The sequence below is a fragment of the Niastella sp. OAS944 genome (genome assembly GCA_024809215.1).
GTDB lineage: Bacteria > Bacteroidota > Bacteroidia > Chitinophagales > Chitinophagaceae > Niastella.
In genome coordinates, this window is sequence record JANUBW010000001.1 from 1946599 (window position 1) to 1969431 (window position 22833).

Genomic DNA, 22833 nt, shown 5'->3' on the forward strand with positions numbered 1-22833 from the left:
AATATGCCGCACAGTGCAAGCATGATCCATTTAAAGAACCTTTATAACATTTGCATACGTTAATTCATCTGAGTTTTTTTCGGGAAGTGTAACCACCAGCCCTTCGCCCGTTCTTTCGAAGGTTAATGATTGCCCCGTGGGCACCCACTCCACTTTTTGTATTTCTTTTGGATGGTGCGAGCTGTTTGCCGCCAGGCTTTTTATAACCATTTTTCCAGCGGGTGGCCACCCCATTGCGGTAGCGTACAGCACATCGCCTTTGGTAGCAAAACGAATATCCTCATGCGTAAAGGGTTTTCCTTTTCCTTCGTTAAAACCTTGCTGACTCAATTTTTCTTCCTGTGCCGGTCCTTCGCCAAATATTTTCCATGGTCTTGTACTATAAATGCTTTCGCTGTTTGCTTTCATCCAGCTGCCAATATCTGCCACTACTTTTCTTTCTTTTTCGTCGATGGTGCCGTCGCCCCTAACCGGGATGTTCAACATTAAATTGCCATTCTTGCTCACAATATCAACGAGGGTTTGAATAACTGTCTTCGCTGTTTTGTATTCATTGCGATCATAAATACCGCGATCGTAATGCCAGCCGCCAATACAGGTATCCGTTTGCCAGGGCAACGGTTGAATTTCGTTGGCCTGCCCTCTTTCAATATCCCATACCATGGCCTTTCGCTGATCTTCATTTAATTTTTTCCCATTGATCACCGCCCGCAATTCTCCATGTTCTTTAATGCTTTTATTATACAAATGAGTTGCAATACGCAGGCCTGCATCGCTTACCGGCCAAAAGGGAAGCTGGTCGTCGTCGAAATAAACAAGCTCAGGATCGTATTTATTGATGAGGTCAATAATGCGGTTATAAAACTTTTCAATATGGGCTTTGCTGGGCGGATACACCCCATTGCCCCAATCCCATTGCCCTACGTCGAAATTGTTGTCCTCACTGTTTTTGCTCAAAGGATGATTCTGGGCATACAGATCTTGTGGGTCCAACCCCTGCCACCATTTGCCCTTACCGGCTGCTTTGGTTAATTTGCCATCATAAGGAATGCCGGCATACTTACCTGTTTTATCTGCCCGCTGCGCCACCTCGTACCAGCGCCATGCATGCGATGCATGCACACTTACGCCAAAGGGAAGTCCATTATTTTTTGCCGCCTTTGCCCAGTCGCCGATCAGATCTTTCTTAGGGCCTATTTTAGTAGCGTTCCAATGGCTCTGATATTTGCTATCGTACAGGTCAAAATTGTCGTGGTGATTGGCCATTGCCATAAAATATTTTGCACCCGCGTTCTTATACAAACTCACCAACTCTTCGGGATGCCAGTTCTGTGCTTTCCATTCGTTGATCACATCCTTAAATCCAAACGTTGAAGGATGGCCATATTTTTGAAGATGAACTTTATATTGCCAGGAACCTTCCTCATACATATTTCTTGCATACCAATCACCAGCCTCAGGCTGGCATTGCGGCCCCCAGTGCGCCCACATGCCAAACTTGGCATCACGAAACCATTCTGGTGTTTTATAGTGCTGCAGCGATTCCCAGGTGGGGTTGAATGGCCCTTTTGCAATGGCTTCACCGAAATATAAATCCTCAAAAATATTATTAGCCAATGTTCGTGAAAACCACAATGACGGCAAGGTGGCGGCCATACTTTTTATTAATGTTCTTCTTTTCATATTGCATTAAATTGAAAACCAATAATTGAACTTGATAAGGAATATATTGTTGGGAAATACATCTCCCAGGCTGCTGATGCCATTGCTCAAACTCAGCCCGCCTGGTTGTACATATGTTGTTCTATCCTGTGACCAAACAAAATTAACCTGCGAGCCGGCACGATACTCCCAGCGGAATACAAGGTTGCTGCGAAACTGGCCAAAATCGAAATCTGGATTCATGAACTCAAATTTATCTGAAGCATTACCATTCTCCAATACTTCATAACTACTGCCATTCAATGTAGGATTTAATTGTACAAAACGGTTATAATACTTCCGTGCCCGCGGATCACTCACCCTTTTAAAATCTGAATACTTTCCAACTGTTGCAAACGGACTTCCATAGTATTGAACAGATACTTCAGGGGTTATGTTATAATCGACACGAAGGGTAACAGCCATCGTACGCTGCTCTATTTTGCCAAGAACATACCTGACAGCGCTGCCGCTGGTTGCTGTTGTGATATATTGCAGATCATTTCTACTGTTTGAATAATTAAAGCTTGCAGATAATTTTAAAGTGGAAACCGGAACATACTTAATTCCCGGTTGAATGGAATAATAACGGGCACTGTTATGACCTGATAAATTTAGTTCTGAATTCAGCTCGAAGAAAAGCCTTCTGGAAGGATCTGTTCTCATATAAACACTTTGATTCAACAGGGATGGCACAAGCATAGCACTTCCTCCACGTAAGATCCTTGTATCAAGTGATTGCGGCGTATAACCGGTAGAAACGTTAAAAGCCCATTTATTCAAAAATTCGAGATAAATACCAAGATTTACACTGGAGGATAAATATCTCAATCCAAAATCCCAGTTATTGGTTTCAGACAAGGTAGCATTGTAAGTGCGAAAAATGGAAACAGGTTTGTTCACAAAATAGTAAGCAGAATTCTTTTGTTTAATGACATCAGCCATTTGCATATAACCCATATCATTGAGGTCAAAACCGGGTGAACGCCAGGTACATTCAGTTGAATAACGCAGGAGCCCTTTACTTCCTTTTCCTATTTTGATACTGCCACCACTACCCGAAAGCATGCCTGCTGTTGAATCATAATGCAGATGAGAAGCATCGGGCCGCTGATAATAACGGGCAGAAGATTGCTGAAGGCCAATCATGGCTTCGGAATTGCCGCTTATATGGCTGCCAACCAGTTTCGCTTCCACATAATATTCTTTATCGTGCCATTGATGAAGCAGATCTATTCCGCCGGTGTAAGCGTTGCGGTTCATGAAATTCAATGCCGGTATTTTTATAAACCTGTTTGTGGAAGTAAATATTCCCCCCAACACTGTATTCCCCTGTTTATAATCCTGTTGAACCCTTACCAGCGCATAATTTGTAAGCGGTTCCACAATTGCCCGCTTTCTCTTTCCCAAAGAATCAATGCTTGCATATTCATTAGCAGTAAGGCTTTGCAACACGCCTATAGAAAATCCGCCGGCTGTTTTGCCACTCATTTTTGCGGCGCCAAGAATAGTGGTATTATCAGGATATTTAATAAACTCATTATCATTCAATGTGGGGTAAAACGAGGCAACATGTCCTATTCTACGGCTATAAAACAGGGAGGAATTATCGAAATCAAAGTTGAAAATATTTCTTCCTTCGAGGAAGAAAGGCCGTTTTTCTTCATAGAAAGTTTCAAACGCAGAAATGTTCATCACCGACGGATCAGATTCTACCTGGCCAAAATCGGGGTTCACCGTGAGATCAACAGTAAGATTGCTTGTTAAACCAATTTTTGCATCCAGCCCTGCTTTGCCCAACCATCGCCTTCCCTTGTTTGCGAACGGATTCGCCTCTTCCGTTTTAAACGTATTGAGCTTTCCAACGGTATAAGGCAACATTTCAAACCTTCTTGATCTTGGCAACCCATGTATTCCATGCAGTTCACCAAACAGGTATAACATACCCGGCCCTTTTGATGATTGCGGCTCCCAATCGCTTTCCTGTTGCAAACGGTCGATCCATCGCCAGCTGTGAAGCCCCCAAACCTGCAGGGAGTCTTTGCTATAACGAAGCTGGCTCAACGGAATCCTGAACTCTGCTGTCCATGCCGAATCTTCATTTGAAGTTTTTACATACCATACCGCATTCCAGTTATTATCGGCATTTGCAGGATTCGTTATCAGCAGATCTGTTTTTTGCCCCGCAGCAGACACATCAAACTCGAACCCTGTACGCCGGTCGTGATAACTGTCAAAACAAATGCCCACCATATCACCTATAAATTCATCGCGTCGCCCTGCTTTCCTGATAATTTTTTCAGGCTCGTGATCTATGGCCCTGATGGCTACATAAATATTTTTATCGTCGTACAGGATCTTTAATTGTGTGGGCTGCGATGGCTGGGCACCTTCATTCGGGATCCACTGCGTGTAATTACCCGACCAGCTTAAGGTTTTCCAACAGGCATCATTCAGTTTACCGTCAATTACAGGTCTTTCAGTAAAAGGAATACGATGTGTTTGATAGATCCTTGGTCCTGATGTTGTTGAATTTGTAAGTTTATTTTGAGAAAAAGCTTCGTGAAAATGGAAAAGAAATAGAAAAGCCGGCAGCAATCGTAATTTCATACAGCAATACAAGGGTTTATTATGTGTAAATCTAATACTGCCTTGCCTGAAACATGGTGACCGAATGTTTCTGAATAGGGAGGCAAATGTTACAAAGAACTGACAGGGAGAATGACTTGCAGCCCAAAAGCGATGGAAACCAGGCGACTGCAAGATTTCAGGCAGCTAAATGTAACATTTGATAACCTGGTTCTACTGCAAATAACGATAATTTAATTCCATGAAAAGACCCCTTATAATTCTGTCGCTGATCATCATCACACATAATTCCTTTGCACAAGCAGTTGTAGATTCTTCACTGTTGCTTTCGGAAAAAGACATGCAATGGTGGAAAGATTCCAAGTTTGGATTGTTCATTCATTTTGGACTGTACTCAGTTCTGGGTGCGGGCGAATGGGCTATGTTCTACAAAAGAATGGATACGAGTGAATATGGTAAATTAAAAGACTCGTTCACCGTTTCAAAATACTCCGGAAAAAATTGGGTAAACGCTGCAAAACAGGCCGGATGCAAGTACATGGTGGTTACTTCAAGACATCACGATGGCTTTAGTTTGTTTAATACCGGCTTTGGTAATTACAATTCACTGAACAGTCCTGCAAAAAAAGACCTGATCAAAGAATATGTAGATGCAGCTCACGAAGCCGGAATGAAAGCCGGTATTTATTATTCTCCGCTCGATTGGCGGTATCCCGGTTTCTTTTTTCCTGACCTGTATTATTCCAATGCCCTTGAAATGAAAAAGCAAACCTACACCCAGGTTCATGAGCTGTTAAGCAACTATGGCAAGATCGATATTCTTTGGTATGACGGCGGAGAAGATAACTGGCTTGGGTTTGCAGGTTTAATGTGGGATGGCGGAAAAGGCTGGTACACCCGTGGTTTTGACAAACCTTACACCGGAAAATTCAGCTGGGAACCCGTTAAGCTGAATTCAATGGTAAGAGAACTGCAACCAAAGATCGTGATCAACCCCCGCAGCGGATGGATGGGTGATTTTAATACACAGGAAGTAAACCTGAGAGGTAGAGAAAGCAGACCCTGGGAATTGTGTACCAACCTTAGCCAAACAGCCTGGGGCTGGACGCCTGATGCTGCCGACCGGATGATGTCTCTTGACAGTTGCATCCGTTTATTGGTGTCTGTTGTGTGTCAGAATGGAAATTTATTATTAAACGTTGGTCCCAAACCAGATGGAGAAATTGAGCCTGCACAGGTGCAACGCCTGAAAGAGATCGGTGATTTTCTTTCAGAAAATGGAGAAAGTATTTACGGCACAAAAGGAGGCGTATGGGATGCAAAATGGGGCGGAACCACTATTACAGATAAAGCGATCTACGTTCATGTTTTAAAAGTTCCTGCAGATGGAAAAATTATCCTACCAACTGTTTCAAAAAAAATAGCCTCAGTAAAATATCTGGGAACGAATGTAAAGGTAAGCTTCAGTGAAACTGAGGGTAAAATTGTATTGAATGGGATCACCAATAAAAAAAACAAAACAGATATGATCGTGAAGCTTAGTTTTAATTGAGAGAAGTTTTAGTATCTACGATGATTATCGCAGGCTTCTGCAATTACTCATTTGAATAGCTCTGATAAACGAACAAAGGCTGTCTTCACTTTTTGACAGTCCTTTGTTCATGTTGCGGGTCCCCAGAGCTGTTAGTGTCAACCATCGGTTTTACAGTAAACACTTTTGTATTTTGACCCGCTTACACCATTATTAATTCGGACAACTGTATTATAACGTTCTGTGGGCTTCCCAGGTTCCAGAACCGGTATCCGACTTCCAGCCTCCTTTAATGTTGTTTCCGCTAAGAGTACCTGTAATTGTTGCGAGCGGATCGGGTTCGTCCCCGATAGTAGCTGTAATGTTATTGTTAGTTATTGAACCTTTTAATGGAGGGATAACCTGGAAGTCAGCAGGAATAAACAAACCTTCAACTTTATCTTTTTTGATAACCAAATTCAGGGTGCCATTACCACCTTGTTCGGTAAAAGTGCCTTCAAAGCAATATACTTGCGCATAAGACGCTTCTTTAAGCACCTGAACTACAGCATTGCTATGACCGCTGATATGAATATTTGTAATAGTTGGGTTGCTTCCGTCTGAATTCACCGTAAAATCGAAATAATCATTATTATAGCGGAAAGTGATAGTGCTATTTGAGCCTTCTGTGGTTGAATTACTGGATGTGTAAGTATACGATTTATCATCAATTATCAAACTTGCAGATAACGCGGCCCCGTCATTTTTAAAATTGATTAAAATATTTCCGGTTGATCCTACAAAAACTCCTTTATAAATACCATAGTTTTTGTTGTCGTACGTTGCTTTGGCAGTTGGGGTGTTTGATAAATTGCTATCAGTTTCATTCTTATCATCATCTTTCGAGCACGAAATAAGCATTACACATGCTACTAAATAAGAGAACAATTTCTTCATTTTAAGATGTCTTTTTTAATGTAAAGTGCGATTTTTCAAAGATTACTTTTGCAAGATGCAAATGGTTTGCATCTTGTGAAATACTCATTTTTAGGTATTTTTTAAAGATCAGATCAAAAGCCTGATTAATGCTTTATCAACCCAAAAGCCACGGCGAACCTGTACAACAGGGCAAAGCTTTTCAGCTCCAGTTTTTGGGTGATATTTCGGCGGTGCGTGTTAACGGTCAGTCGCGAAATGCATAAGGTTTCAGCAACCTGCTTCGTTCTTAATCCGCTTGCCAGCAGGGTGATGATGTCTTTTTCTTTTTTTGTGAGCAGGCTGAACTTTTTAAAATTCTTTTTCACCCAATCGCTTTCTTCCAGCAGCGTGTTGATTTTGGGGGCGATGGCGCCTAGCGAATTCACATCGTTTACCATCAACAAAATTTTATGCGAGTTTTCCCCGCCGGGCGTGTATAACAATTTCGCCGTGCCGAAATACCAGTTGTAAGAGGAAGCGCCTTTGGGTTTTACACGGTGAGTAAAACTAAAGACACGGGAAGGATCCTGCTGTTGTTGCAAAAAGGCATAGCCGGACATGATCCTTTCCGCTTCTTCCCGAACAAAAAAACGTTGGAAATAATCAGGTCCCATCACCTTTAATTCATCCAAACTGTGCATCAGGATATCGCAACCTCTTTTGTTCATGTAGGTTACTGCATTTTTGCTCAAATCCGTCACCAACATGTTCCCCGGCAGGTAATCGCCAATCTCCTCAACAGTGCACTCACCGCTGTTTATCTTTTGGCTTAATGTAAACACCTGCTGGCCACTGGCATCTATAAGTTCATCGGTGGTAATTATTTTTTTCATGGGTGTTCACTCGTTATGATCAGTTGCACTAATGAAACCAAATACTTCTGCGACCTTCAACAGGTCGGCGGACTTTTGTATGGATAATTTTCGATAGATATTTTTGCGATGTGTATTTACTGTGTGACGAGAAAGGTGAATAGCTTTTGCTATTTCTTCGCTGGTCTTTCCTTCGGCCACCAGTTTCAGTATCTCTTTTTCTCTATTGGTAAGAGAAGCAACTTTCTCCACGTTTTGGCTGAGGAAATCATACTGTTCCAGCACCCGGTGCAGTTTAATCTTTACATCATCTAAAAGACCGGTGAAATAAGAGAATATTACCACTTCGTTTGGAAGCCCTTGTTCATCTTTGTGCAGTCTTGCCGATGCAACCAACCATTCCTGAGAATCTTTTTCATTCCTGCGATAAAAAAAACTGTACAAAGCGTATGGGTCTTTGTCTTTCAAAAAATGGGAGATCTCCCACACGAGTTGCTCCATCATTTCTTTTGAGGGAGGTTCGTAAAAATGTTTATTGAGAAGCATAGGTGCAACCGGGGCAACGCTTTTATGAAGCTCGCGGAGTGCAAATACTTTTACTTGGCCTGGAAACAGATAGAGTATTTCTTCTTCAGACATGATATGTTGCGCAGTTTTAAAGAAATGGTTTTATATTAGATAAAACGCCTGCGCAAATTGGGTAATGTCGTAATTGTTGCGGTGGGTTTGGGCAGTCTTCTCAGAAATATGAAGCCTGGCGACTGTTTGGTCTTCTGCTAGAAGGTCGCAGCCGATTGTGCCCCCGGCCGGAGCGAAGGATGAAACAGGGTTTTGGTGCATATCAGTTTAGGGTTGGTTGGGCAGGACAAGGCAGGTTTGGCACAAGAATAATGAAAAATGGCATTAATACCTAATATCAGGTATAGATATTGAGATTTTTTTTATTATTAAAATTATTGTCCGACTAAGGGACAGGAATTAGACTGCTCATCTTACTTTCTTCTTTATAGCGATGAAATGGTTAAGCTCCTGAGAGATGTGTAAGCCGGATAAAAACTTAAGAAGAAGACAATTGGGAAGGGCTTGAATATGCAACAATGAATGCCGGGGTGTTCACCAGACAATCTGCTATAAATCGCTAATCAGCTTTGCTCCAGCGTGACCCAATTCTATTAGGCTATAAAACAACTGATGAACATTTATTCAGCCTGGTTTCGGGAAGGCAAATAAGAAGTCCCGTCACACCACCGATATTCCTACGACGGATCCGAACTACGATAAGTCATTCATAAGAATTTGATTTGGAATGGGTGCTTGGATGACATGCAAGCTTGTCTGCTACCAAAAGAAAAAGCCCTCAGTTTTCACTGAAGGCTCTGTTTGTTTTGTCGGGAGGACAGGATTCGAACCTGCGACCCCATGGTCCCAAACCATGTATTCTACCGGGCTGAACTACCTCCCGAACGGCTATTCTCTTTCAATCTTCACCAATCAACCTCTCCGTTCAAATAGGGTTGCAAAAGTATATTTTTTTCGCTTTCCTCCAAAATAAAAATAGAAGAACCCCAAAAAAAATTTTACTTCTATGGTATTACAGAGAATTTTTTGCCTGTGGCGGTCAATCTAATAGCATTGGAGCCCCCCGTAATGATCGGCACCCGGCCTCATCACCTGGTACACTACAGGCGCGTTAATACTATATAACCCTATTTGCAGCCGCAAAGTATAATAACCGGTATCGATTGACACAGGCATGGTAAGCCCTTACGGTTGCAGATACCAGGGAGAAAATGCAACCAGAAAGGGAGAAAATTTTACTGGTAATAACTACCTCTTTGTTTCATTTTCCATATCAAGATTTTTATCAAAAGGACTTTTTGTAAACGGGTACACCAGTTGCTTCATATACCCTTTGGGAAAATGCGTTTCGCGCAACCCAGTGCCTTCGGGCCAGGTATTGCCTGGCAGATAGTAAGTGCCAAAGATCATATCAATAAAAGGAAAAATGGTTGCAAAGTTTTTGCCATAGTATCGCGGATCCTCGCAATGGTGCCAGTGATGGTATTGAGGCGTAGCAAAAATATATTTCAGGAAGCCAAAGTTGATGCGGGTGTTTGCATGAATGAGCACCGCATGAATGGCCATGAAAATGATATAGGTATTAAAAGTGATCTCCGAAAATCCAAAAATATACAAGGGAATAAAGGTCATTGACCGGGTTACAAAGATGTCTACAAAATGCGTCCTTGATCCGGCCAGCCAATCCATATTTTTTGTGGAATGGTGTACGGAATGGAATCGCCACAGGTATGTGTGTGAATGAAAAAAGCGATGGGCGGCATATTGAAAAAGATCGGTGACCAAAAATGCGAAGAAAAGCTCAATAACATAAGGAAGCTGTTGCACCCATTGTTGGATCTCTGACAGTCCGATCCATCCAAAGAATAGTTTTGCAGGCTTCTGGGTGATCACTCCAAAGAACTGAATGAACAAATGGCTGACAACAAAATAAAGCAGGTCGGTTCTCCATTCTTCATGAAACTTGCTTTGTTGCCTGTTTTTAGGGAATACCATTTCAATGGGAACAAAGATCGCAGCCATTAGCAACAGGTCAAGCAATAACCAGTCAACGCCCAGGTGCCAACTGGTCTTTTCAACTGGCCGGCCCTGCACCTGCAAACCGCCGAAAACTATGGCCAATGTACAAATGAGCAATCCCGTCATGGCCCATTTCTTTTGTTTGCTAAGTATAAAACTGATGAGTGCAAAAAGAAAAGATGCAATGATGGTAGCCGTCAGCAGTATTTTCATGGACTCCCCTGTGTATACTTCTCTGAATTGCGGTGTGGTGAGCCATTCCGGATATTTAAAACAAATAACGCCGGTTAGTGAAAGTAAACCGAGGAAAATCGACGAATAGCCGCTTATTTTTCCTTCACCAATTTTAAGACGCTGAACAGGGGGTGTACTCATATTAATGCATTCAATATGTTGAATTGGAAAATTATGTAATAAAAACTCACGGCGGCTGCTTTTATTGTTGTTTATTGTGTATATGCTTGCATTAGTGCATAAAGGGAGCCACGTGGAAACAAGAAGTGGGATCAAAGCAAAATATCAGCCCTTTATGAGTTTGAGCGAATGTTGTTAAAGATGATGCATAAGTAGTTCACAATGCCGCATTTGATGTGAAATATGTGCTATCAATGATCAACTATTGTGTGTTGGTAGTTTAATATGCCGCATCTTGACCTAACTATGATTTACAGGCGCTTAAGTATGCCGCATTCGTAGCTTATTATCAGTTATCAATTACTAACTATGCCACATAAATAACCATTTTTGCATAGCATTTTCAAACATACGCGGCAAAGTTGCTTCAGAACGAGCCATAGTTGGCTACCGATGAGCCATAAATGGTTACTGACGGGCCATTGTTGGCTACTGACGAGTCATTGTAACGTCCCTATAACACGTATTTAGTAAAGGATGAGTTATAGTTGCACCTGTACGAAACATAGTGAGAATTGATAATTACATAAATACTCATTGAAACAAGAGACACAAAAATATGGTTGACACTATTTGCGACATAAACAGACTTAATTATTCAAACCCGTTTTTCTATACCGAAAAGTATCTAAAAAACGAATATGTTAAAGCTAATGACCTTGCAAAACATATTCATTTATTTAATCACCAAATTACCAGGATAGATTATTCATTATTTAGTGATTTAAAAGGATCTATTCACAAATTAGCAGAAACCGAAATAGAAAAAACTTTAGATGAGACACAAGGCTCCAGTCCTTTCGAGATCAAAAACACAATTTATACTTTCAATCAAAAAAATGAATTGTATCAGGTTTTGACCAATAAAAATAGTTTTCAAGAAACCATATTATTTTCTGACAGTATGAAAATGCCTAAAACGTTACGAATTATAGAATCATTCGACAATATTAATTCGTCTCAAACTGATATAAAATACAATGATTTTTTGGAGTATGAAGCCATCGAAGAAAATACTTTTTACAATGATAAAAGGAGTAATTGGGTAAAACCAAACCAACGAAATACAAAGTATGTTTTCAAAGAAAATGATGGACTAATTTATAAGATCCACATTCGAAACAATAAAGATGAACAGTCTAAAACCACAATTATTTATAATAATAGCTTTCAAATATTAGAATCTAAAACATATAGTCAAAGGAATAAAACCGAACTTCTGTACGAAGCGATTTTTAATTATGATAAAGGTATATTGAAGGAAATAGTTTACATCCGGCATAAGCCATCAAAAGTTATTGCTGGTAATTCGATGCAAAAGATAATTTTCGGGTATGATGAAAAAGGACTTCTGATTAATTTCAAAAATAATTCAATAACAAAAACCTGGACTTATGACCAAAATGAAAATCCTGTTTCAATAAAGGAAATTGGCGACAACGGAGGTTACTCACTGGAAATGTTTATGAATTATGAATATGATAAGTATAATAACTGGACGTATAAAGAGACAAAAACCTTTATCAACAAGGTGAAGAAAAACGATAAGCAGGTCTCAAGGAAAATTGAATACTTTTAAACACACAAAAAACTAACGCCGTCATACGCTCGCTTGTTAGTAGCTGTTCTTATTCTATCAATTCAATATTGATTTTGCCTGATAGAAAAGTAGAAGTGCTGGCGCTGGCGCGCATTGATTAATCACCCGCCCCGGAATTGCCTCCGCTGCGCTGCGGCGATCCCTGGGCGGGGAACGTTAAAACAAAACAACGCCGGCACTTCGTGCCTTGCTTCTTTTATTCCCCCACTTTGCGTCCCGCAAGCGGGAGCAAAAGCTCTAAAATAAAAAACCCCGCTATCGCGGGGCGTTGCTTTGTTTTGCGGAGAGGGAGGGATTCGAACCCTCGGTACAAGTTTAAGCTCGTACAACGGTTTAGCAAACCGGCCCTTTCGGCCACTCAGGCACCTCTCCTTTTTCGTCGGGACGGCAAAATTAAAGTAAAACCCGAAATAAAAATCAATTAGATAGCGAAAAATTCAGAATATTTTTTGCCTTAAAATACAAATCAGGCAAAACCTGCGCCCCTCGCAGCTTTCAACACTACCAACACCGCAGTTTCTTTAAAATTGATAAAATACATAGGAATCAAGAGCCTACATTCCTCAACACATATAAGCGCATAAAAGCTAATATAAAACTGTTCAAAGCCAAATAACCCCCAAACACCAACTCCCTAATTAAACTGTCGTTTTTCACCTCTGGTGAGGTCAGAGCGCCAGCCAAGTACATATACACAAAAATAAGCAGCACTGAAAGTCAGGCATATAGGCATAATTGCCCCGCGGACAATGACTCATTGCCCACGGGCAAAGATGAATTGCCAGGGGCAATTATGTTTTTGTCCCGGGCAACTATGTTATTGCCCAGGGCAATTGCATCTCTGCCCGGGGCAATTATAAAATTGCAGGTGGCAATTGCCCGTTTGCCACGGACAACTGAATATTGCCTGGAGGCAATTAGCCAATTGCAGAAGCCAAAGCATAATTGCCCGCGGGGCAAAAGACCTTTGCCCGCGGACAATTATCGATTTCCTTATTGCAATTACCCTTTGTCTTTGGACAAAAAAGCTTTGCGTAATTACAACAAGCTTTTTCTTATTTGAAATGGACCGTTGTTTACGGGCAGGATACTATTATTGGCAGACAAAAACCTACTGACCAACCGCCACGATTTTTTTCTCAATGGCAATTATGCATTGCCTTATAGAAATGAAAAATCCCTCCCGCTGTGCGGAAGGGATCAAATATTTTGCATGCGAAACCAAGCGAACAAGAAAACTACATAGCGGCCAGTTGCACCTTCTGCTGCAACTCCATTACGCTTTCGCGGAATGTACTATCGGTATCCATAAGGTCCTTTACCGTTTGGCAGGAGTGGATAACAGTAGTGTGGTCGCGGCCACCGAAATGTTCTCCGATGGTCTTTAATGAGTTTTTGGTAAACGCTTTGGCCAGGTACATAGTAATCTGCCGGGCCTGCACGATTTCTCGTTTGCGGGTTTTCTGTAGCAGTTTGTCGTAAGGCACATCGAAATATTCACATACCATTTTTTGTATGGTTTCGATGGTGATTTCCTTGCTGCTAGTTTTCACGAAATTACGGAGGACTCTTTTTGCCAAGTCTAGGTCTATTTCCCGCTTGTTAAGCGAAGATTGTGCCAATAATGAGATCAAGGCTCCCTCCAATTCCCTTACGTTACTATTGATATTATAAGCCAAATACTTAACTACTTCTTTTGGCATTTCCAACCCGTCGTTTTTCATCTTCTTCTCCAGTATCTCAATACGGGTTTCATAGTCGGGCACCTGCAGATCGGCACTTAACCCCCAACGGAAACGACTTAACAACCTTTCCTGTACTCCCTCAAGGTCTTTGGGTGGTTTGTCGCTCGTTAAGATCAACTGCTTGCCACTTTGATGCAAATGGTTAAAGATGGCAAAGAAAGCATCCTGCGACTTCTCAGCCCTGTTAAAGAACTGTACATCATCTATGATCAACACATCTATCAACTGATAGAAATGTATAAAGTCATTGATAGCGTTGTTACGGCTATGGTCCTGAAACTGGTTAATGAATTTTTCAGAGCTTACATACAATACCACTTTATTTGGTTGCAATCTCTTTGTTTCATTACCTATACTTTGGGCAAGGTGGGTTTTACCCAAACCTACACCACCATATATTACTAATGGATTGAATGAGCTGGCCCCTGGCTTTTCAGCTACAGTTTTACCGGCACGGCGGGCAACGCGGTTACTATCACCTTCAACAAAGTTTTCAAAGGTATAAATGGGATTGAGCTGTGGGTCAATCTGCATTTTTTTCAAACCCGGAATAACAAACGGGTTTTTAACCGGATTATTTATAATGAGAGGAAAATCCATCTCATTACTTGAAAAAGTTTTGTAGCCGTGTGTAGGAACATCCATAGTTAGCGGTTTGTTATTGTGATTGCCACTATCAACCATTATCCGATATTCTAATCTGGCGTCCTTCCCAAGTACCCTTCTTAATGTTTTTGCCAACAGATTAACATAATGCTCTTCCAGGTATTCATAGAAGAATTGGCTCGGAACCTGAATGATAAGTATATTGTCTCTTAGCTCTACTGGCTTGATTGGTTCAAACCAGGTTTTGAAATGTTGCCACTCAACAATATCCTTTATTATTTCCAAACAATTACTCCAAACTTTTTCGGACGTCTTAGCCATTATACTAGAAGCAGTTTTTTTATGTTGAGTTAAGTTCGTATTCATCTTTATTTGCGCACAGTTATCAACTTCACAGGAATGTTGGGGAATCTCAAAATTTAAAAAGGGCGACGAATATCAAATTTTTTCTCTTAAAAAAAAATTTTTTATTCACTAGTTTCTGACAATTATCCACTACGCCTACCTTAATAATTTATTTTATTTTTTACTGTCAAAATAATTCCCATCAATAACACTCCAATGCAATTATTATGCGCAGATTTTTTGTTATTGTTACAACCTGTGAGCATAGCTAAATGAAAGTAAGGAATCGCAAAAAGCAGCATAGTATATGTTCAGCAACTGACCACCTTTACTACGTACTTTTGCGTCACTACTTTTATTAGCAGCGCTCAGTATATTATTATGTGCCCGGGATAATTTATTTGGGCCTGCCGACCGTGAAGCACCTGGTTTACATTGAACGGATTTTATCGAGTTGGTTTCGCAGGGAATGCAAATGAAGAAAGTACACAACGCAGTAGTATCAAAATAATCTTTCTTCATATTATTTATTGGATGCTATTGAAGGTACAAATATTTTGATATGCACGAAATATAAATCACCTTTTTTTTCTTTATCAATCAAAATAAAAAAACATCCTTCAACATTGCATTAACAGAAAAAAAGTTATAGATTATTTTTTTGTATTAGCCTTATTTACACCCTTAGCGGTTAACACTTGTAAGCTTATCTATTAACGGCCCAAGGTATTCAGGCATTTCATATAAAACAATAACACTTACAGGTATAAATTCTAACCTTACTTTAATCTCCTCTCCACTTATAAGACCCTTAAAAAAGTTATCCTCCTTATCATTACAATTAGCTAAATAAATACACTGCATTAGCATTCGTGGAACACTTTTGTGAATCGTAGTACACATTCATTACCTTTGCACCGTTAAATATTTTTTAGGCTAAATACCTAACCTTATGCAACAACGAATTACATTAAAATTGCTTCCGTCCGAAGCAGCTACTGAATCAATTGTACAACAGTATGCTGCTCAAACATTAGGACTTCCCGCCGCTGCTATTACCGGCTTTCATGTTATTAAAAGATCTATTGACGCCCGTGGCAGACAACCATGGATCATGCTGACAATTTTGGCATACGCCAATGAACCGTTTCAGGAGAGAACTGTCAAAAAATTGTTATTGCAAGATGTATCTCATGCCAATAAGCAGGTCATTGTTGTAGGCGCAGGTCCTGCAGGTTTGTTTGCCGCATTAAAATTAATTGAAGAAGGCATTAAACCCATTTTACTTGAAAGAGGAAAAGATGTTCGCTCGCGCCGTCGTGATCTTGCTGCATTAAACAAACAAGGGGTTGTAAACAGTGAAAGCAATTACTGCTTTGGCGAAGGTGGCGCCGGTACATATAGCGATGGTAAATTATATACCCGTAGCACTAAACGTGGCGACGTTGAACGCATATTAAATATACTGGTACAATTTGGTGCACAGGAAAAGATCCTGTACGAAGCACATCCTCATATTGGTACTAATAAATTACCCGAGATCATCACCGCCATAAGGGAACAAATAGTAGCCTGCGGCGGCGATTTCCTGTTCGAACAAAAAGTAACCGATCTTATAATACAAAACGATACCATTACAGGTGTAAAAACTGCTGCAGGAAATACATTCAATGCAAATGCGGTAATTATCGCTACCGGCCATTCGGCCCGGGATATTTTTGAACTTTTACACAACAAAAATATTCTTATTGAAGCAAAACCATTTGCGCTTGGCGTCCGTGTAGAACATCCGCAAAGTATTATTGATAGTATACAATACCATTGCCCGGTCAATAAACAACGCGATGAGTTTTTACCACCTGCCTCCTATAGCCTGGTTCAACAGGTGAACGAACGTGGCGTATTCTCATTCTGTATGTGCCCCGGTGGCATTATTGCACCCGCAAGCACCAGCGATGGCGAGCTTGTTGTAAACGGATGGTCGCCTTCTAAACGTAATAACCCTTACGCCAACTCGGGTATCGTTACTTCTATTGAACTTAAAGATTTTATACATTTTCAAAAGAAACAATCCCCTTTATCGGGTATGTATTTTCAACAGGCAGTAGAAAGAAGATCTTTTGAATATGGTGGCGGTAAATTTGTGGCCCCTGCACAACGCATGGCCGACTTTACCCAAAAGAAAACATCTTCTTCATTGCCCAACTGCTCTTATTTACCCGGCATTACGCCTGCTCCGTTAAATGAAGTGCTGCCACCTTTTGTTTATTCATCGCTGCAACAGGCGTTTATTGAATTTGGGAAGAAAATGCGCGGCTATTTTACCAATGAAGCAGTACTGGTTGCTACCGAATCAAGAACCTCATCGCCGGTACGTATTCCCCGCGATAACGAAACCACCCAACACCCGCAAATAAAAATGCTTTTCCCCTGCGGCGAAGGCGCCGGTTACGCTGGTGGTATTGTAAGCGCTGCTATGGATGGGGAAAGGGTTGCTGAGAATATTTCGTTAATGTTAGAATCTAACTTTTAAACTGAAAGAAGTTAAATACAAAAGCCTTGGCTAACGCGAAGGCCTTTGCAGTATTTTGCTTTTTACTTATTTGTAATTTTTAACATTTACTATTCATAACGATATTTATATAGTGTGATAATTACATTTGAAATTGTGGAATTATTCTCACCTTGGGGAAACGCTCTTCTTCAACTAATCCTCCTTATCACTCCCCTGCTTACTCAACAACAACTTCTTCTCAAGCAACTGATTCTTCTTAAACGCCTCCATCTCTACCTGTAACGCTTCTTTATTCTTCTCATTCTTTAACAAGCCTTTGTTCAAATTAGGACAACCGGCATCAACCCACGCCGTATACCAGAAGTCGGCCAGCAGGTTAGCAGAACTTATCAATTGTTTATTGATCGTTTCGCCCAGCCTTGCACTATATGCTTTTGCAAATGCAGATGTATAATTTTTATATTCCCGGCCATTACGTATTTGCACCCGGTACTTTTCTGCCTCAGTAAACGACCTGGTAACTTCTTTTTCTGCCGCAAATACATCGGGCAATAATTTATACGACTGCCGTACCGCCCGCCAGATGGATCTTTCAGGATGTTTTAAATATTTTGCCTTATGCCGGCCGCGCAGATCATATTTCTGGATCTCAATTTCAGGCACCATTGATTCCCATAAACTATGCAGCCCTTTTTGATTAGAGAGCTGTCCATCGTAATTCTCGGTAACATGTAAAGGCACATGCGCATCGCTAATATAATGTCCCAGGTCGATGGCATAAAAAAGAATGCTATCCTTATTACCATTGCGAAAAGCTGCAGTTAGCTTTTCTTTCATCGTTATTACATGATAGGGAACATAACCACATTTAAGTAAGCTATCCTTTCCGTATTTCTTCACTGCATCTTTCCATAACAAAGGCATTCTCCAGGCTGCGGAATCACCATACAACTCCAGATCGACAAAATGTTTGGAGGCTTCTTCTTTGTCCTGACTTCTGCGTTGATCGGGACGAACGGAGTTCTTAACAATTTCGCTCATATTCTGATGGAAATAATACCGCATCGATGGCGGCAATTCATAAATAGCCAATTGATGAATGGTACGGTGACCTAAAAATCCCCAGCTGCTACAAACTATTACCGCTACTAACAACAAGCTACCAGTTACTATCAGTCTTTTCATGCCTTTTTATTAGGAAATTGGGTAAATATAGTGTGCGCCTGTAATAAAAGCGATTTTTTTGCTACTAATTAACGGTTTCATTAACTTATATGACCTTCGACACTTCGTTCAGGACAGGCCATCATTCAATAAAACTTTCCTGCTTATGAACAGACTGGAAGTAAAACATCTTAAAAAATATTATACTTCGCAAAAAGCGGTAGATGATATTAGTTTCACGCTGGCGCCCGGCAGCATATTTGGTTTACTGGGACCTAACGGGGCTGGCAAAACCACGCTTATAAGAATGATAACCGGCATTCTGTTTCCCGATGATGGTGAAATAATTTTCGACGGGCAAACTTTCAACCCTAATAAGGATATAGCTCATATAGGTTATATGCCCGAAGAAAAAGGATTGTACAAGAAAATGAAGATCGGAGATCAGGCAATATACCTGGCGCAATTGAAAGGACTTAGTAAGGCCGATGCCCTGGAGCGCGTGAAACAATGGTTTGTAAAATTTGAAATGCAAACCTGGTGGAACAAAAAGGTGGAAGACCTGAGCAAAGGCATGCAACAAAAACTGCAGTTTGTTACTACTGTTTTAAACGATCCCAAACTCATTATACTCGATGAACCCTTTAGCGGGCTAGACCCCGTGAACAGTAACCTCATCAAAGATGAAATTTACAAGCTGGCCCAAAAAGGCAGCAGCATTATATTCAGTACCCACCGCATGGAACAGGTGGAAGAAATATGCGACCATATTGTTCTTGTAAATAAAGGGCAGAAAATTCTCGATGGTTCTGTTACCGCCGTTAAACACCAGTTCAAGGAAAACATTTTCGCCATTGGGCTCGATAGCAATCCCCCTAACATCAATACACCGGTGTTTGAGGTCATCAATACAAAAGGGCATCAACTGGTGTTGAAGATAAACGAAGGCTACAAACCAAACGATGTGTTGCATTATTTTCTGCAACAACAGGCAGGCATCAACTCGTTTCATGAAATACTGCCTTCGCTAAGCGATATATTTATAAAACTGGTTGAAGGCACGCCGCTTACACGGCAATTTCAAGTAACTGCTTAATCTTACTGCAATGAACAAGATCTTACTCGTAATACAACGCGAATACCTGGTACGGGTTCAAAAGAAATCATTTTTACTCACCACTATAGGTGTACCCCTTATCATTATTGTTTTTTATGCCATCATGATTGCCATTGGCGCCAGCGGCGGACATGAAAAAAGCAAAATTGCGGTTATAGATGAAGCCAACCTTTTTGCCGGTGGTATGGAAAAAGCCAAAAGCGATCCGTCGGAATATGTTTTCTTAAATAATGTATCGCCCGATTCGCTAAAGGTAAAATATAAGAAACTGGGCTACGATTACTTCTTATACATACCGCCCGTAGATATTCTCCAAAATGCAAATTCCATTGAACTCTATAGTACCTCTACGGTAGCCGTTGCGCAGAAAAGCAGAATAGAAAAAGCCATCAATAATGCCATTGAATTAAAGCGATTGCAATCGGCCAATTTAAGCCGTGAGCAGTATCGGGCCATTAAATCGGATGTTTCCATTCAAAATATAACCGGTAAACAACAAAAGAAAGGTATTGCCGTAGTGGCATCTGTAGTGGCATTTGTATGCGGTATGCTTATTTATATAATCATGCTTATTTATGGAACCATGGTTATGCGTGGGGTAATGGAAGAAAAAATAAGCCGTATTGCTGAAGTGATGGTAAGTTCTGTTCGGCCATTTCAACTTATGATGGGTAAAATAATAGGTATTGGCGCAGTTGGCCTTACCCAATTTTCCATTTGGATCATACTGATCATTGGTTTAAGATTTATTCTATCAGCTTTTATTCCTGCATTTGACCTAAGCGCGCTGCCCCAGGGCGCAGCAGCTACGGCCGATACCAGCGATCTTCAAACGGCCCTTCGTGTTGGACTCGATTCTATTCCCATAGGAATGATCAGCTTTTGTTTTATTTTTTATTTCCTCGGCGGTTATCTGTTATATGCATCCCTGTTTGCGGCTATTGGCAGTGTGGTTAGTGATGATCAGAACGAAGCGCAGCAAATGGTTTTCCCCGTAATGATGCCTATAGTGCTTGGTTTTGTAATTATGACAAAAGCCGCTGCGGAACCCGACAGCCCGCTGGTGATCTTTGGAAGTATCTTTCCGCTCACTTCACCGGTAGTAATGGTAGGCCGCATTATGTACGACGTTCCCATAAGCCAGCTTATTATATCCATGTTATTACTCGTACTTTCCGTATTGTTCTTTGTATGGCTGTCGGCTAAAATTTACCGTACCGGTATATTAATGTATGGGAAGAAGGTTTCGTGGAAGGAAATGATCAAGTGGGCGTTTAGAAGAAGTTAATTGCAGGTTTCAAGTTACAGGGAAAGCCCTGCAACATGTAACTTGCAACCTGAAACGCAAACCTATATTGATCATGCGCTATTTTATGGCAATAGTAGCTCCGGATGAGATCAACCAGCAGGTACTGGAATGGAAACATTACATGTTACAGCATTTTAACTGTAAAGTGGCATTGAGATCGCCGGCGCATGTAACGCTTATTCCACCCTTCAACATGCCCGATACCATGCAGCATGAACTGGAGGAAGTTTTACTGGAATTCGCCCAGGAACAACTCTCCTTTCCCATACACTTAAAAAACTTTGCGGCTTTTAAACCGCGGGTACTTTATGTACATGTTCAACCCAATACCCATTTAAGCGATTTACAGGCCCGCCTTGAAACTTATCTTATGAATATCAACTTTCCCATTAAACGGGAAGAACGCGCCTTTCACCCGCACGTAACCATTGCCAACCGCGATCTGCAGAAACATGATTTCCCCCGGGCCTGGCAATACTTTCAACAGCTGCAGTATGAAGTAATTTTTCCCGCCAATACCATATCCCTGCTCCGGCATAACGGTGAAATTTGGGAGGTAGCCAATTCTTTCCCGCTCAGTAATAAACGTTAAAAAACATTTTCTTTTAAAAAAAGAACGCCGCCATGCAACATTTTACGAAATGCATCGTACTTTTATACGAAGACTATCGTAAATACTTAATATTAAAAGTCACAACCATGAAATTGCATAAACCTTTCATCTGGGGCCTGCTCTCCGTGCTTTCGCTTACGGTTATAATAACGTTGCTCTCATTTACGGGCGGCCCTGCGTATCAACCTGCCATTACTAACCATCAAACAGACACGGTTCCGCAGAAAATAGACCGCGACCTCGATAAAGAACTGCGCGCGCTCGACAAAGCCCAGGAACAATTGGATAAATTGAAAGAAAAAGACTGGCAACAGATACAACGTAATATAGAAGAATCTATAAGCAAATTTGATGTTCAACAGATACAGCAACAGGTTGACCAGGCCATCAAAAAAATTGACTTTGAAAAAATAAACCGGCAAATACAGGAGTCGCTGCGAAAAATAGACTTCGATCAAATTCAACGGAATATTGAGCAGTCGCTCGAAGACGTAAAGAAAATAGACAAAGACGAGATAAAAAGGGAAATTGAAAAAGCCCGTCAGCAGGTAAACGAAGCCCTGGAAAAAGAAGAGTGGAAAGAGAATATGAAAGAAGCGCAGAAAATAAAGAACGAGGAAGTAAAGAAAGCGCTGGAGAATACCAAGAAAGAACTGGCCAGGGTTAAAGAAGAAATGAAACAGCAGAAGTTCGATATGAAGAAAGAATTTGACAAGGCCAAACAAGATGTTGATAAAGCAAAAGAAGAAGTAAAAGGCTACCAGACGATGATATACGAAATGGAAAAAGACGGCCTGCTTAACACCAAAGAAGATTACACTATTGAATACAAAGACAACGAACTTACCATTAACGGTAAAAAACAGCCGCAGGATGTTGCCGATAAATACAAAAAGAACTTCAGGAAAAAGAGTATAGCCATAAAAAAACAAGATGGTGAAATAAATATCAACCATCAATAGTTTTCGGATACAATTAGACTAGTGATTTTCTCATTTGGCAGAGCTGTTCTCAGCTCTGCTTTTTTATGCTTGGCCCCGGCCCCCCTCCAGACCTCCCCCGGAAGGGGGAGGCCACTTACTAAGTCAATCTACTTTTATATTCTATATCACTTTTCAACTCCTCGCTAACTTGTTAACTCGTTAACCTGTTTTTTAAAAAGAAAAAAGACCGGTTTATTCAACCAGTCTTTCTAAATAATTTATTCATTTTAATTA

General features: G+C 40.8%; 15 protein-coding genes and 2 tRNA genes. 7 read left to right on the forward strand and 10 right to left on the reverse strand.

What is annotated here, in order from left to right; translation table 11 throughout:
- Window positions 1–30 precede the first annotated feature (30 nt).
- Window positions 31–1683, reverse strand: coding sequence for an alpha-L-fucosidase (locus GGD38_RS07550; protein ID WP_375298618.1), 1653 nt, complete (start codon window positions 1681–1683; stop codon window positions 31–33).
- Window positions 1684–1689: 6 nt separating this feature from the next.
- Window positions 1690–4311, reverse strand: a complete 2622-nt coding sequence (locus GGD38_RS07555; protein ID WP_375303785.1) for a DUF5916 domain-containing protein — start codon at window positions 4309–4311, stop codon at window positions 1690–1692.
- Window positions 4312–4531: 220 nt separating this feature from the next.
- Between GGD38_RS07555 and GGD38_RS07560 the strand changes: the two genes are divergently transcribed.
- The gene (locus tag GGD38_RS07560) at window positions 4532–5842 is read left to right on the forward strand and encodes an alpha-L-fucosidase (protein ID WP_375298615.1); all 1311 of its coding nucleotides are present in this window, start codon (window positions 4532–4534) and stop codon (window positions 5840–5842) included.
- Between the two features lie 210 nt (window positions 5843–6052).
- Here GGD38_RS07560 and GGD38_RS07565 read toward each other — a convergent pair whose 3' ends face one another.
- The 5 genes from GGD38_RS07565 to GGD38_RS07585 form a co-directional block, all read right to left on the reverse strand.
- Window positions 6053–6757, reverse strand: coding sequence for a hypothetical protein (locus tag GGD38_RS07565; RefSeq protein WP_375298614.1), 705 nt, complete (start codon window positions 6755–6757; stop codon window positions 6053–6055).
- 125 nt (window positions 6758–6882) lie between these two features.
- Window positions 6883–7611 carry a response regulator transcription factor gene (locus GGD38_RS07570; RefSeq protein WP_375298613.1) on the reverse strand — a complete coding sequence of 243 codons (729 nt, stop codon included), beginning with the start codon at window positions 7609–7611 and terminating at the stop codon, window positions 6883–6885.
- 6 nt (window positions 7612–7617) lie between these two features.
- Window positions 7618–8229: a response regulator transcription factor gene (locus GGD38_RS07575; protein ID WP_375298612.1), complete on the reverse strand. Its 612-nt coding sequence runs from the start codon at window positions 8227–8229 to the stop codon at window positions 7618–7620.
- A gap of 749 nt (window positions 8230–8978) precedes the next feature.
- Window positions 8979–9052 (reverse strand) — tRNA-Pro (locus GGD38_RS07580).
- 365 nt (window positions 9053–9417) lie between these two features.
- Entirely contained in the window at window positions 9418–10563 is a 1146-nt protein-coding gene (locus GGD38_RS07585) for a sterol desaturase family protein (protein WP_375298611.1), read from the reverse strand.
- Between the two features lie 598 nt (window positions 10564–11161).
- Between GGD38_RS07585 and GGD38_RS07590 the strand changes: the two genes are divergently transcribed.
- A complete protein-coding gene (locus GGD38_RS07590) occupies window positions 11162–12181 on the forward strand; it encodes a hypothetical protein (protein ID WP_375298610.1) in 1020 nt (339 codons plus the stop codon).
- A gap of 302 nt (window positions 12182–12483) precedes the next feature.
- Here GGD38_RS07590 and GGD38_RS07595 read toward each other — a convergent pair.
- Together GGD38_RS07595 and dnaA are read right to left on the reverse strand one after the other, a co-directional pair.
- A tRNA-Ser gene (locus GGD38_RS07595) sits at window positions 12484–12574 on the reverse strand.
- 866 nt (window positions 12575–13440) lie between these two features.
- A complete protein-coding gene (gene dnaA, locus GGD38_RS07600; protein WP_375298609.1) occupies window positions 13441–14874 on the reverse strand; it encodes a chromosomal replication initiator protein DnaA in 1434 nt (477 codons plus the stop codon).
- A 976-nt stretch (window positions 14875–15850) separates the two neighbouring features.
- Here dnaA and GGD38_RS07605 point away from each other — a divergent pair.
- Window positions 15851–17431, forward strand: a complete 1581-nt coding sequence (locus tag GGD38_RS07605) for an NAD(P)/FAD-dependent oxidoreductase (RefSeq protein WP_375298608.1) — start codon at window positions 15851–15853, stop codon at window positions 17429–17431.
- 174 nt (window positions 17432–17605) lie between these two features.
- Here the strand turns inward: GGD38_RS07605 and GGD38_RS07610 are convergent, their stop codons facing one another.
- Window positions 17606–18598, reverse strand: a complete 993-nt coding sequence (locus GGD38_RS07610) for a zinc dependent phospholipase C family protein (RefSeq protein WP_375298607.1) — start codon at window positions 18596–18598, stop codon at window positions 17606–17608.
- Window positions 18599–18743: 145 nt separating this feature from the next.
- Here GGD38_RS07610 and GGD38_RS07615 point away from each other — a divergent pair, with 145 nt between their 5' ends.
- The 4 genes from GGD38_RS07615 to GGD38_RS07630 all read left to right on the forward strand — a co-directional run bounded on the left by GGD38_RS07615 (window position 18744) and on the right by GGD38_RS07630 (window position 22578).
- Window positions 18744–19673, forward strand: a complete 930-nt coding sequence (locus tag GGD38_RS07615; RefSeq protein ID WP_375298606.1) for an ABC transporter ATP-binding protein — start codon at window positions 18744–18746, stop codon at window positions 19671–19673.
- Between the two features lie 10 nt (window positions 19674–19683).
- Window positions 19684–20982 (forward strand): ABC transporter permease, encoded by a 1299-nt coding sequence (locus GGD38_RS07620; RefSeq protein ID WP_375298605.1) that lies wholly within the window; start codon window positions 19684–19686, stop codon window positions 20980–20982.
- Between the two features lie 73 nt (window positions 20983–21055).
- Window positions 21056–21595, forward strand: a complete 540-nt coding sequence (gene thpR / locus GGD38_RS07625; protein WP_375298604.1) for an RNA 2',3'-cyclic phosphodiesterase — start codon at window positions 21056–21058, stop codon at window positions 21593–21595.
- Between the two features lie 107 nt (window positions 21596–21702).
- A complete protein-coding gene (locus GGD38_RS07630) occupies window positions 21703–22578 on the forward strand; it encodes a hypothetical protein (RefSeq protein WP_375298603.1) in 876 nt (291 codons plus the stop codon).
- Window positions 22579–22833: the final 255 nt, after the last annotated feature.